General features: G+C 61.0%; 10 protein-coding genes and 1 riboswitch. Of the genes, 6 read left to right on the top strand and 4 right to left on the bottom strand.

Annotation, left to right across the window (positions count from 1 at the left end):
• Positions 1-99: 99 nt before the first annotated feature.
• Positions 100-205: riboswitch (TPP riboswitch) on the bottom strand.
• 192 nt (positions 206-397) lie between these two features.
• Positions 398-1,837, top strand: a complete 1,440-nt coding sequence (locus BLW70_RS07630; protein WP_074873130.1) for a TolC family outer membrane protein — start codon at positions 398-400, stop codon at positions 1,835-1,837.
• Between the two features lie 56 nt (positions 1,838-1,893).
• Here the strand turns inward: BLW70_RS07630 and waaA are convergent, their stop codons facing one another.
• Both waaA and BLW70_RS07620 read right to left on the bottom strand, forming a co-directional pair.
• Positions 1,894-3,174, bottom strand: a complete 1,281-nt coding sequence (waaA, locus tag BLW70_RS07625; protein ID WP_074873126.1) for a lipid IV(A) 3-deoxy-D-manno-octulosonic acid transferase — start codon at positions 3,172-3,174, stop codon at positions 1,894-1,896.
• A gap of 11 nt (positions 3,175-3,185) precedes the next feature.
• A complete protein-coding gene (locus BLW70_RS07620) occupies positions 3,186-4,088 on the bottom strand; it encodes a LysR family transcriptional regulator (protein ID WP_074873123.1) in 903 nt (300 codons plus the stop codon).
• A gap of 103 nt (positions 4,089-4,191) precedes the next feature.
• On the opposite strand from BLW70_RS07620, the gene BLW70_RS07615 reads away from it, so the two are divergent.
• The 4 genes from BLW70_RS07615 to BLW70_RS07600 all read left to right on the top strand — a co-directional run bounded on the left by BLW70_RS07615 (position 4,192) and on the right by BLW70_RS07600 (position 7,708).
• Complete coding sequence (locus BLW70_RS07615; RefSeq protein ID WP_008027887.1) at positions 4,192-4,524, top strand: DMT family transporter; 333 nt, start codon at positions 4,192-4,194, stop codon at positions 4,522-4,524.
• A gap of 198 nt (positions 4,525-4,722) precedes the next feature.
• A complete protein-coding gene (locus tag BLW70_RS07610) occupies positions 4,723-5,898 on the top strand; it encodes an NAD(P)/FAD-dependent oxidoreductase (protein ID WP_074873120.1) in 1,176 nt (391 codons plus the stop codon).
• Positions 5,895-6,707, top strand: a complete 813-nt coding sequence (locus BLW70_RS07605; RefSeq protein ID WP_074873116.1) for an aldo/keto reductase — start codon at positions 5,895-5,897, stop codon at positions 6,705-6,707. The genes BLW70_RS07610 and BLW70_RS07605 overlap by 4 nt, the downstream gene beginning before the upstream one ends.
• Before the next feature lie 32 nt (positions 6,708-6,739).
• A complete protein-coding gene (locus tag BLW70_RS07600; protein WP_074873114.1) occupies positions 6,740-7,708 on the top strand; it encodes a metal ABC transporter ATPase in 969 nt (322 codons plus the stop codon).
• A 112-nt stretch (positions 7,709-7,820) separates the two neighbouring features.
• Here BLW70_RS07600 and hldE read toward each other — a convergent pair whose 3' ends face one another.
• Together hldE and msbA are read right to left on the bottom strand one after the other, a co-directional pair.
• Positions 7,821-9,245, bottom strand: a complete 1,425-nt coding sequence (gene hldE, locus BLW70_RS07595) for a bifunctional D-glycero-beta-D-manno-heptose-7-phosphate kinase/D-glycero-beta-D-manno-heptose 1-phosphate adenylyltransferase HldE (protein WP_074873111.1) — start codon at positions 9,243-9,245, stop codon at positions 7,821-7,823.
• Between the two features lie 235 nt (positions 9,246-9,480).
• The gene (gene msbA, locus BLW70_RS07590) at positions 9,481-11,280 is read right to left on the bottom strand and encodes a lipid A export permease/ATP-binding protein MsbA (RefSeq protein ID WP_074873108.1); all 1,800 of its coding nucleotides are present in this window, start codon (positions 11,278-11,280) and stop codon (positions 9,481-9,483) included.
• A 115-nt stretch (positions 11,281-11,395) separates the two neighbouring features.
• Here msbA and BLW70_RS07585 point away from each other — a divergent pair, with 115 nt between their 5' ends.
• Positions 11,396-12,037 (top strand): BUD32 family EKC/KEOPS complex subunit, encoded by a 642-nt coding sequence (locus BLW70_RS07585; RefSeq protein ID WP_074873105.1) that lies wholly within the window; start codon positions 11,396-11,398, stop codon positions 12,035-12,037.
• Positions 12,038-12,061 lie beyond the last annotated feature (24 nt).

Raw genomic sequence — 12,061 nt, 5'->3', positions numbered from 1 at the left:
CGCACGTGCGCTGGGGAAACCAGCTGTGCTGTGCTCAGTGCTCGAGGGGTGTTCGATTGTCGAACAACATCCCGGACGAAGCACAAGAGGACTCGCCGGGTGACGAGAAATCTTGTTCCCTACGCAGGCGCTAACCTGATCAGGTTCAACGGGATCCGAAATTATTCGATCTCAGCCTCATAGCAAGGCACCCCGACAAGAACCCGGCCAGTCTAGACACAACCGGCAAAGAACGCCAACACCGCGGTAAACACCGTGATGAATGGCGCAATTACAGGATTGTTGCGGTCGTTGCGCACAACTACACTCGCTACGCCATACCGCGCCTTGACGCTGTATGGGCCGCGCCGTAGCCTTGGCGCTCAAATTATCAGCGTAATTTTTTAGGGATGGCCTCATGCTGCGCAAACTCTCACTGGCCGTTGCCGTGTCTTGTGCGTCCAATGGAATGGCCTGGGCAGCAGAAGCGCCCTTATCGACCAAAACCGATCTGGTCAGCGTCTACCAGGAAGCGGTGGACAATAACGCCGACCTTGCTGCCGCCATCGCCCAATATGGCGCCCAGAAAGAAGTCGTGCCCCAGGCTCGCGCCGGGCTGCTGCCGAACCTCTCTGGCGGTGCCGAAGTGGCTAACGTGCGCACGTCGATCGATCAGCCTGCGTCCACCTTTACCCGCAATGCTCATTCGTATCAGGCAACGCTGGCGCAACCGCTGTTCCGGGCCGATCGCTGGTTCCAGTTCCAGGCTGCCAAGGACGTTAATGAACAGGCCGCGTTGCAACTCTCGGCGACCCAGCAAAACCTGATCCTGCAGACCGCCGAAAGCTACTTCAACGTATTGCGCACCCAGGACAACCTGGCCTCGACCAAGGCCGAGGAAGCCGCATTCAAACGCCAGCTCGATCAATCCAACGAGCGCTTCGATGTCGGCCTGTCGGACAAGACCGACGTGCTGCAATCCCAGGCCAGTTACGACACCGCGCGGGCCAACCGGATCGTCGCGCAGCGTCAGGTGGATGATGCGTTCGAAGCCCTGATCACCCTGACCAACCGTCAGTACAACTCGATTCAGGGCATTGTCCACACCCTGCCGATTCTGCCGCCATCACCGAACGACGCCAAATCCTGGGTCGATACGGCGGCCAGGCAGAACCTCAATCTGTTGGCCAGCAACTACGCCGTTAGCGCCGCCGAAGAAACCCTCAAGCAGCGCAAGGCCGGCCACGCGCCGACCCTGGACGCCGTGGCGAAGTACGAGAAAGGCGATAACGATGCCCTGGGCTTCAGCAACCCGAATGTCTTCGGCTCGCCCTACAAGGGCGACGTTGACCAGACCACCGTGGGCCTGCAACTGAATATCCCGATCTACAGCGGCGGCCTGATCAATTCCCAGGTGCGTCAATCGTATGCCCAGCTGGATCAGTCCGAGCAGCAACGTGAAGCCCTGCGCCGGCAAATCGTCGAAAGCACCCGCAACCTGCACCGCGCGGTGAACACCGACGTCGAGCAGGTGCAGGCGCGCAAGCAGTCGATCATCTCCAACCAGAGCGCGGTGGAAGCGACCGAAATCGGTTATCAGGTGGGCACACGGAACATCGTCGACGTACTGGATGCCCAGCGTCAGCTGTACACCTCGGTGCGCGACTACAACAACACGCGTTACGACTACATCCTCGACAACCTGCGCTTGAAACAGGCCGCGGGCACGTTGAACCCGGGGGACTTGCAGGACCTGGCGCGTTATCTGAAGGCTGATTACAACCCGGATAAAGACTTCTTGCCGCCGGACCTGGCGAAGGCTGCGGCGGAGCAACTCAAAGCCAATCCAACGCAGTAAAGGTAAACCTGTGGCGAGGGGGCTTGCCCCCTCGCCACAATGGATCAGCGACAGATTCAGGACTTGTCGATCAACCGCCCCAACCCATCCAGCAATCGCTGCAACGCGCCCTGATTGGTGCGCATCACTTTCAACCCCGCCTGCGCCATCCGTTGCGCATCGCTCGGCAATTCGAACAGCCGCTGCACCGCCAACGCCAGACCTTCGGCATCCTCCACTTCCTGCAACGCCCCGGCACTGCGCAGTTGTGCGGCGATCTCGAGGAAATTGAACAGGTGTGGCCCGCTCAACACCGGTTTGGCCAGAGCCGCCGGCTCCAGCAGGTTGTGCCCGCCGTTCGGCACCAGACTGCCGCCGACAAACGCGCTGTCGGCCAAGGCATACAGAAACAGCAACTCACCCATGGTGTCGCCCACCAGCACCGACGTTTGCGCGGTGACCGGGTCGCCAGTGGAGCGACGCACCGTGGCGAAACCCTGTTGCCTGCACAGCTCGAACACCGTATTGAAACGCTCAGGATGGCGCGGCACCAGAATCAGCAATGCATCGGGATGATTGGCCAGCAACTGACGATGAGCCGCCAGCACTACTTCGTCTTCGCCTTCGTGCGTACTGGCCGCAATCCACACCGCGCGCTCCTGCGCCTGCCATTGCGCACGCAACTCGGCGGCACGCTCAAGCAGTGCCGGGTCGATGGTCAGGTCGAACTTGATCGAGCCGGTCACTTCGACGGTTTCCGGGCGCGCACCCAAATCGCGGAAGCGCTGGGCCTCGGCTTCGGTCTGCACCGCGAACAGGCTCATCTCGGCGAGCATCGGCTGGGTCAGTTTGCCGAAGCGGCCATAACCCTTGGCGGAACGCTCGGACAGTCGCGCATTGGCCAGGGCCACGGGAATCCCGCGCCTGGCGCACTGATGGATATGGTTCGGCCAGAGCTCGGTTTCCATGATCACCGCCAGTTTCGGCTGGACCCGATCAAGAAATCGCTTCGCGGCGCAAGGCAAGTCGTAAGGCAAATAGCAGTGCTGGATGCGCGGTTCATTGGCGAACAGCGCGTGGATGCGCTCCGAACCGGTCGGGGTCATGCAGGTCACGGTAATGGGCAACTGGGGATAACGTTGCAGCAAAGCGCGAATCATCGGCGCCGCGGCAATGCTTTCGCCCACCGACACCGCGTGCACCCAGATGCCGCCCGTTTTCATCGTCGGTAACCCGAGGGAGAAACGTTCGCCAATGCGCTTGGCATACGCCGGCGCCTTGCGCGCCCGCAGCCACAGCCGAATCGCTACCAATGGCAGCCCCAGGTAAAACAGCGCGGTGTAGAGAGTTCTATTCATGGCGGCGGAGTTTATCGGCTTTTTTCACCGATCGTCTGCAAGTGCACGGCAAAACGTTCCGCCAACCAACGAGCCGCCGGCCCCAGAGGCTCATCACGGCGCCAGACCAGCTCCACCACCAGCGCTGGCGGGGTCCATTCGCTGTCCAGCTCGACCATCAGATCCTGATACGCCGGGTACTGCACCACATGACGCGGCAGCCAGGCCCAGCCGAGGCCGCGCACCAGCCACTCAGCCATCACGTAGAAACTGTCGGCCCGCCAGACTTGCGGGCTGGCGGGTTCGCTGCCGGGATAGACACTCGACTGCGTGGACATCAGCAACTGTCGATGCTGCGCCAGTTGCTGGCAATCGACCCGGGCCTGTTGCGCCAGTGGGTGGCCGACGCCGCACACCGTGACCATTTCAACGCTGCCCAACACCCGGCGCTCGAGCGCTTCGGGAATCTGGTCGTGATAGAACAGCAACCCCAGATCGGCCCGACGCTCCACCAGTTTGCGCGCGACATCGCCTTGGGCCGCACTGGTCAGTTGCACTTCAAGGCTGGGAAATTGTTCAGCCAGGGCTTCGAAGCTTTCGATGATCGGCTGATAAGGCATCGCCTCATCCTGGGCCACACGCAAACGCGCCTCCTGGCCGCGCATCATCGCCAGCGCCCGACCGTTAAGGCGTTCGCATTGGCGCAGCACTTCCCGCGCCTCGTCCAGCAACGCGTGACCGGCCTCGGTGAGTTTCGGCTGACGGCCGCTGCTACGGTCGAACAGGCTGACGCCCAGGTCCTCTTCCAGCAGCGCAATCGAACTGCTGACTGCCGACTGCGCCTTGCGTTGATCCCGCGCTACCGCAGAAAACGAACGCTGCTCCGCTACGCTGACAAACAGCCGCAGCTGCTCCAGATTCCATTGCGTGTTCATGGCTCAACCCATCTTCTAAACAGATAGGTAATGACTTTACCGCATCTGGGGAATCTCTAAAATGCCGACCTCAGAAAGCAACACTTCACACGAGGATGCACCCATGACCGCTTACTACTACCTGGCCATTGCCATCTGCGCCGAAGTGATCGCCACCGTTTCGATGAAAGCGGTCAAAGGCTTCAGCACCCCGCTGCCGCTGATTCTGGTTATCGTCGGTTATGGCATCGCCTTCTGGATGCTCACGCTGGTGGTGCGCAGCGTTCCGGTCGGCGTGGCTTATGCGGTATGGGCCGGCATGGGAATCGTGATGGTCAGTGTCGCGGCGCTGTTTATCTACGGGCAGAAACTGGATGTGCCGGCCATGCTGGGGATGGCGCTGATCGTATTGGGCGTCGTAGTGATCCAACTCTTCTCCAAAACCGCCGGGCACTAAGCCCGCACCCAATCCACTGTGGGAGTGAGCCTGCTCGCGATAGCGGCAGAGCATTCAACATCAATGTTGATTGACCCACCGCTATCGCGAGCAGGCTCGCTCCCACAGGGTTTTGCATTCGCCGTGTTGATCGCCAGCAAAACCTCCAATCTTCGAGTCTGTATACTGCGCCCTCGTCTTGAACACTGAGGTCGCTGCATGCCATCCGTTATTTCCACCGACGTTCTGATTGTCGGCGCTGGTGTCGCCGGCCTCTGGCTGAATGCGCGCCTGCGCCGCCAGGGTTTTTCGACCGTGCTGGTGGAAAGCGCCAGCCTCGGTGGCGGGCAAAGCGTGAAATCCCAAGGCATCATCCATGGCGGCGCCAAGTACGCCTTGCATGGCGCCCTGACCGGCGCCTCGGAAGCCATCGCCGACATGCCTCGGCGCTGGCGCGAAGCCCTGGCCGGTGACGGCGAACTGGACCTGAGCGGCGTGCGCCTGCTGTCCGAAGCCCATTACCTGTGGTCCCCCGGCACGATCGCCGGCAATCTCACCAGTTTCTTCGCCAGCAAAGCGGTGCGCGGCCGCGTCGATCAAGTCAAGGGCGAGCAACTGCCGCCCGCCCTGCAAGACAAGCGTTTCAAGGGCAAGGTCTATCGTCTGGCCGAATTGGTGATCGACGTGCCGAGCCTGATCCGGCGCCTGGCCGATCTGGCGGGTGATGGCCTGCTCGCCGGCCAGAACATCGAACCGTTGCTGGAGGATGGAAAACTGGTCGGCCTGAAGGTCGACGAGCGCGAGATTCGCGCCCAGCGCATCGTCTTGAGCGCCGGTGCCGGGACGGCAGCGCTGCTCGAAGCCCTGGGCTTGAGCCAGCCCGCCATGCAGCGCCGGCCGTTGCACATGATCATCGCCAAAGGTCCGGGCCTCAAACCGCTGTATGCCCACTGCCTGGGCGGTGGCACCAAGCCGCGCATTACCGTGACCACCCATCCGGCCGCCGATGGCCAATGGGTCTGGTATCTGGGCGGTGACATCGCTGAAGCCGAAGGGGTCGCCCGCGAACCCGCCGAGCAAATTGCCACCGCGCAAAAAGAACTGGGCCAGTTGCTGCCATGGATCGACCTGAGCACAGCGCAATGGGCCACCCTTCGGGTGGATCGCGCCGAGCCACTGCAATCGGGACTGACCCGTCCTGACAATGCATTCCTTGCCGAAGAAGGCCGGCTGCTGGTCGGCTGGCCGACCAAACTGGCGTTGGCTCCGGACTTTGCTGATCGCGTCATCGCGTCCTTGCAGCGCGACGGCATCCAGCCAAGCCATCCGGCGCCGCTGCCCGAGCTGCCAAAACCGCCGATGGGCGTCCCTGCCTGGGAGCAACTGCTGCCATGAGCCAACCGACCTTGCACGATCTGCATCGCCCGCTGGGCAGCACCGGCCTGCTGGTTTCCCCCTTGGGCCTGGGCACGGTAAAACTCGGCCGCGACCAAGGCGTTAAATATCCCAGCGGTTTTCAGATTCCCGATGACGACGAAGCGCGCATGCTGCTCAAACTGGCGCGCGACCTGGGCATCAACCTGATCGACACTGCTCCGGCTTATGGCCGTAGCGAAGAACGCCTCGGCCCATTGCTGCGGGGTCAGCGTCAGGATTGGGTGATTGTCAGCAAGGTCGGCGAAGAGTTTGCCGATGGCCAGTCCCATCACGACTTCAGCGCCGCCCACACCCGGATGTCGGTGGAACGTAGCCTGCAACGCCTGGAAACGGACCTCATCGACCTGGTGCTGGTGCACTCCGACGGCAACGACCTGGCGATCCTCAACGACAGTGAAGTCTATGCGACCCTCGCGGCGCTCAAGAGCGAAGGCAAGATTCGCGGCTTCGGTTTTTCTGGCAAAACCGTCGAAGGTGGTTTGAAGGCTCTGGAACAAGGTGATTGCGCGATGGTCACCTACAATCTGAACGAACAGAACGAGAAGCCGGTCATTGACTATGCTGCTGCTCACGGCAAAGCCATTCTCGTCAAAAAAGCCCTCGCCAGCGGTCATGTTTGCCTGAGCCCGGGCGTGGACCCGGTTCGCGCCAGCTTCGAGTTGTTGTTTGAACACCCGGGTGTTGCCAGTGCTATTGTCGGGACCATCAATCCGCTGCACCTCGCCCATAACGTCGCGACCGTTGCCCAGGTCCTACGTAGAAACTGATGCCGCCCACGCGGCCTTAAGCAGGAGCCGACATGCCGCGTACGCTCATAAGAAAGAACCCGAGCAACTTCAAGACCCTGCCGTTATTCGTCGAAGCGACTCCCGAAGGCCTGAGTTATCAAAGCGTCGGGATGCCGCTCAATTTCTCCCAGACGCTGCAACGTCGCCGCCCGGTGACGGTCGCCGACACTCAGCGGTTTTCGCTGGAGCTGGCCAACCTCGGGGTCTCGGTGCGCCTGACCCTGCATTGGCAGAACCGCGATTACTGGGTGTTGGTTCGTCAGCGTCGGCAAGACCGCGGCGATGTAGTGCTCAAGCTGATCTCCGGTTACGTGCCCGCCCATGAACTGAACCTGCCACTGCACACCGCGATTCAGGAAATTGCCGAAGAGTGCCTGCTGGAAACCCCGGAAGGCTGGCTCGGCGGGCGTTTCAACGACACGTGGCTGCCGGCGCCCTACTCGTCCGCGCTGCATTACCGTGAAGCCTTGCCGTTTCGCCTGACGCCGTTGTCCGGTTCGGCGCGGCCGGTGCGTTGCGCCAAGATGCAGTTGATCGAACGCCCGCGGGCCTACGTGCATTTGCCGACGGCCTCGCTGCAATTGATCTATGACTTGCGCCTGGACGTGCCCAAGGAGGCCAAATCCCTGAGCCTGTTCCATGTCGACGAACGACTGGAAGGCGATCAACTGGTGGCCCGCCTTGATCGCAAACGTCCCGATTTGTATTTGATGCCGCTGCAGGACGGTCAACCGATGGCCGAGCTCTACACCCTGAAAAAGGATCAGCTGTACCCGGCGAGTACTCGCGGGTTGTACCTGGCAGAGAGTTTTGCCCAGCAGGAAGGCTGGCTGGTGAGGGATGAACGGATTCGCTGGAAGGATTGGGTGCGGCAACAGGGCTTGAGCCCGCCGGGGAAAGATTCAGGTTTGGCGCGGTTGCGTGGGAAGGCCAAGCTATTACTGAAAAGAATCGTACCGCGTAAAAAAGTCAGCTCCTGATTGATCGTTCCCACGCTCTGCGTGGGAATGCCTCAATGGACGCTCTGCGTCCGCTTTGGGACGCGGAGCGTCCCGGGCTGCATTCCCACGCAGAGCGTGGGAACGATCAGTGTTACTCGGACTTGCGGATCTTCTCGACAATCGCGGTAGTCGAGCTGTTTTCCACCAGCCCCAGCACTTTCACCGTTCCGCCGTAAGCGGTCACGATGTCTGCGCCGACGACCTGCTCGATCCCATAGTCCCCGCCCTTGACCAGCACATCCGGCTTGACCTCGCGCAGCAGGTTTTCCGGGGTGCCTTCAGCGAAGCTGATCACCCAATCCACGGCGCCCAGACCTGCCAGAACAGCCATGCGACGGTCGACGCTGTTGATCGGACGACCCGGACCTTTCAGTCGGCTGACCGACGCATCGTCGTTGACCGCCACGATCAGGCGATCACCCTGAGCCCGCGCCTGTTCGAGGTAGGTCACGTGGCCGGCGTGCAAAATGTCGAAGCAGCCGTTGGTGAAGACGATCTTCTCTTTATGCGCACGCGCATCATCGACGGCCAGTAACAGTTGCTCCAGGCCAAGCACACCGCGCTCCGAACCTTCTTCACGCTGGATGGCGCGACGCAGTTCCGGCGCGCTGATGGCTGCCGTACCGAGTTTGCCGACCACGATGCCCGCCGCCAGGTTGGCCAGGGCCACCGCGTGGGGCAGTTCTTCGCCTGCGGCAATGGCGGCGGCGAGGGTGGAAATCACCGTGTCGCCGGCACCGGTCACATCGAACACTTCACGGGCACGGGCCGGCAGGTGCAGCGCCGGATGATCCGGCCGCAACAGGGTCATGCCGTGTTCGCCGCGGGTCACCAGCAACGCGCCGAGGTCGAGGTCGTGCATCAGCTGCGCGCCCTTGCTCACCAGCTCGTGCTCATCGGCGCAACCACCTACGATGGTTTCGAATTCGCTGAGGTTCGGGGTGATCAGGCTTGCACCCCGGTAGATCGAGAAATCCTTGCCCTTGGGGTCGGCCAGCACCGGAATGCCACGGGCACGGGCGGCCTGGATCAGCACCTGATGGTTTTTTAGCGCGCCTTTGCCGTAGTCGGACAGCACCAGCACTTTGATGCCTTCGAGCAATTCGTCGACTTGCTCGCCCAACGCCAGCGCGTCGGTGGCGAAAGGTTCTTCGAAGTCGATACGCAGCAGTTGCTGGTGACGGCTCATGACCCGCAGCTTGACGATGGTCGGCTGGTGCGCAATGCGCTGGAACACCGCTCGCACGCCAGCGCCCTTGAGGCTGTTGGCCAGGCTGTCGGCGGCTTCATCGTCACCGGTCACGCCGAGCAGCGAGGCCGGGGCGCCGAGGGCGGCAATGTTCAACGCAACGTTGGCGGCACCGCCCGGGCGGTCCTCGATTTGCTCGACCTTGACTACCGGTACCGGCGCCTCAGGGGAAATCCGTGAGGTACCACCATGCCAGTAACGGTCGAGCATGACATCGCCGACCACCAAGACAGGGGCTTGATCGAATCGCGGCATGGACAACTTCATGGAGCAACCCACATACAAAATGAACAGGGGCGCGATATTAACACAGGGTTGGCGTGGGCTTGTGTGACGGCTGCAATGGGAGGGTTCGGCAGATGTTTCTGATCATTTATTGATCAGAAAACCGGACAATCGACAAGTTTGGTCAAGGAAGGTAAAGGTCTGGATACAAACCGCCGGGCGCATTGCACGCCGGGTGTGCGAAAGGGGTGAGCCAGGCTCACCCCTTTTTGTGGGGTCAGGCGATGTCGCCAACCGGAGCATCGAGGCCCATCGCATGCAGGCGCGAGTAGTAGCCGTTTTGCGCCAGCAGTTGAGCGTGGGTGCCGCGCTCGACGATTTCACCATGATCCATGACCAGGATCAGGTCGGCTTTCTCGATGGTCGACAACCGGTGAGCGATCACCAGCGTGGTGCGACCTTTCATGACCTGATCCAGTGCCGCCTGAATGTGTCGCTCGGACTCGGTATCAAGCGCCGACGTTGCCTCGTCGAGAATCAGCAACGGTGCGTTCTTCAACAAGGCCCGGGCAATCGCCAGACGCTGACGCTGGCCACCGGACAACAACACGCCGTTTTCGCCGACCTGGGTGTCCAGGCCTTGCGGCATTTCCGAGATGAAGTCCATCGCGTAAGCATCCGTGGCGGCCTTTTCAATGTCGGCACGTGGGGCGCCGGCCAGGTCACCGTAGGCGATGTTGTTGGCGATGGTGTCGTTGAACAGGGTCACATGCTGCGTCACCTGTGCCACGTGTCGACGCAGATTACGCAGGCGATAGTCTTCGATTTCCACGTCATCGAGCATGATTTCCCCGGTTTCGTGGTGATAGAAACGCGGGATCAGGCTGGCCAGGGTCGACTTGCCGCTACCCGAGCGACCGACCAGGGCGATCATTTGCCCCGGTGCTGCCGTGAAGCTGATGTTCTTCAGCACTTCACGCTCGGTCCCTGGATAGGTGAAGCTCAGGTTGCGCACTTCCAGGTGGCCGCTGACGCGATCACGCTCGACGGTACCCAGGTCAACCTCTGGCTCGACGTCCAGTTGCTCGAAAATGCTCTCGGCGCCGGCAACGCCTTTCTGGATGGTCGAGCTGACTTCCGACAGTTGCCGAATCGGCTTGGGCAACAGGCCCGCCGCGGTGATGTAGGCCACCAAATCACCGGCGGTGGCATCGCCGCGCAGGAACAGCACCAGGAACATCAGCACCGCCATGGCGGTGTAGATCACCAATTGCAGCATGGGCGTGTAGACCGCACCGGTCTTGGTCATGCGCAGTTGCTTGTCGGTGTTGCCCTGGCTGGCTTCGGCGAAACGACGCTCTTCATAGCTTTCGCCACCGAAGCTGCGCACCACGCGATAGCCCTGGATGGTTTCGGAGGCGACGTGAGTCACATCGCCCATCGCCACCTGGATTTTCTTGCTCTGCTTGCGGAATTTTTTGCTGGTGCTGCTCACCATCACTGCGATGATTGGCAGGATTGCCAGCATTACCAACGTCAGCTTCCAGTTCATCCACAGCAGGTAAGCAAACAGGAACACCACGGTCAGGCCTTCACGAATGACCACTTTGATGGCGTCCGTGGCAGCACCGGTGACCATGGTCACGTTAAAGGTGATGCGCGAAATCAGGTGCCCGGAGTTATGAGTGTCGAAATAACGGTTGGGCAATACCAGCAACTTGTTGAACAGCTCGACCCGCAAGTCGTGGACCAGCCCCAGCGATACTTTGGCCAGGTAGTAATTGCCCAGGAAAGAGCCCAGTCCTTGCCAGGCGGCGATCAGGATGATCAGCAGCGGCACGGCCATCAGCAACTGCAAATCTTGCAGATAGGGAACAGTCGGGAAGAGCACCGCTTCGGGGTTGCTCAAGCCATCGACGAAATATTTGAGAATCCCTGCGAGCATGGGCTGCGTCGAGGCAAAAATCACAAAGCCGACGATACTGATGGCAAACATGCCCCAGTACGGGCGCACATACGACAGCAGGCGCAGGTAAATCTTCAAGCTCGACGGCGCAGGCAAATCAGGGCTGGTCATGAGAACCCGTTGTATGAGAAAAGAGCCCGCGAGTGTAACACAGGCCATTTTAGTCGCTGAGCTGCGGTAACATGGCCGGCTATCCATGCCTCACGGCGCCCAACCCGGAGTATTGATGCAAGCGCTTGATCACACCCGATATCTCGCCCTGCGCGAGGGAGCACAAGTCCTTGAAGCGGATGGTTCGGGGGACAAGGTTCTGCGGTTGACGGACGGTTCAATACTCAAACTGTTTCGCCGCAAACGCCTGCTGACGTCGGCCGCGTGGTACCCGTACGCCAAACGCTTTGCCGACAACTGCGATGCATTGCGTGAACGGCACATCCCCTGCCCCACGATTCGTCAGGTTTACCGTATTGCGAGTATCGAGCGCGATGCCGTGCACTACGATCCGCTGCCGGGCCAGACCCTGCGTCAGCTGCTGGACATCCAGGGCGATGCCGATCCGTTGCGCGGCCAATTGGGGGTCTTCATGGCCACTTTGCATGAGCGGGGGATTTACTTTCGCTCGGCGCACCTGGGCAACATCGTACTCACACCCGAACATCAGCTGGGTCTGATCGACATCGCCGACCTGCGGGTGTATCGCCGTCCGCTGCGCAAGACGCTGCGGCTGCGCAACTTCAAGCATATGGTGCGTTACCCGCAAGATCGCCAATGGCTGCTCGACAGTCGCGGCGAAGTCTTCATGCAGCATTATGGCCAGACCCAGAGCATCTGCTCCAAGGAAGAGCTGAGCGTCGCACTGCAAAAATGATCTGACGGCCTTCGCCTCCGGGGA

The sequence above is a fragment of the Pseudomonas frederiksbergensis genome, from assembly GCF_900105495.1.
GTDB classification, from domain to species: Bacteria; Pseudomonadota; Gammaproteobacteria; order Pseudomonadales; family Pseudomonadaceae; genus Aquipseudomonas; species Aquipseudomonas frederiksbergensis.
This window is presented reverse-complemented; position numbering and strand designations above follow the sequence as displayed.

Coding starts and splice junctions, on each gene's coding strand:
- BLW70_RS07630 (WP_074873130.1), top strand. CDS start 398: ATGCTGCGCAAACTCTCACTGGCCGTTGCCGTGTCTTGTGCGTCCAAT.
- waaA (WP_074873126.1), bottom strand. CDS start 3,174: ATGAATAGAACTCTCTACACCGCGCTGTTTTACCTGGGGCTGCCATTG.
- BLW70_RS07620 (WP_074873123.1), bottom strand. CDS start 4,088: ATGAACACGCAATGGAATCTGGAGCAGCTGCGGCTGTTTGTCAGCGTA.
- BLW70_RS07615 (WP_008027887.1), top strand. CDS start 4,192: ATGACCGCTTACTACTACCTGGCCATTGCCATCTGCGCCGAAGTGATC.
- BLW70_RS07610 (WP_074873120.1), top strand. CDS start 4,723: ATGCCATCCGTTATTTCCACCGACGTTCTGATTGTCGGCGCTGGTGTC.
- BLW70_RS07605 (WP_074873116.1), top strand. CDS start 5,895: ATGAGCCAACCGACCTTGCACGATCTGCATCGCCCGCTGGGCAGCACC.
- BLW70_RS07600 (WP_074873114.1), top strand. CDS start 6,740: ATGCCGCGTACGCTCATAAGAAAGAACCCGAGCAACTTCAAGACCCTG.
- hldE (WP_074873111.1), bottom strand. CDS start 9,245: ATGAAGTTGTCCATGCCGCGATTCGATCAAGCCCCTGTCTTGGTGGTC.
- msbA (WP_074873108.1), bottom strand. CDS start 11,280: ATGACCAGCCCTGATTTGCCTGCGCCGTCGAGCTTGAAGATTTACCTG.
- BLW70_RS07585 (WP_074873105.1), top strand. CDS start 11,396: ATGCAAGCGCTTGATCACACCCGATATCTCGCCCTGCGCGAGGGAGCA.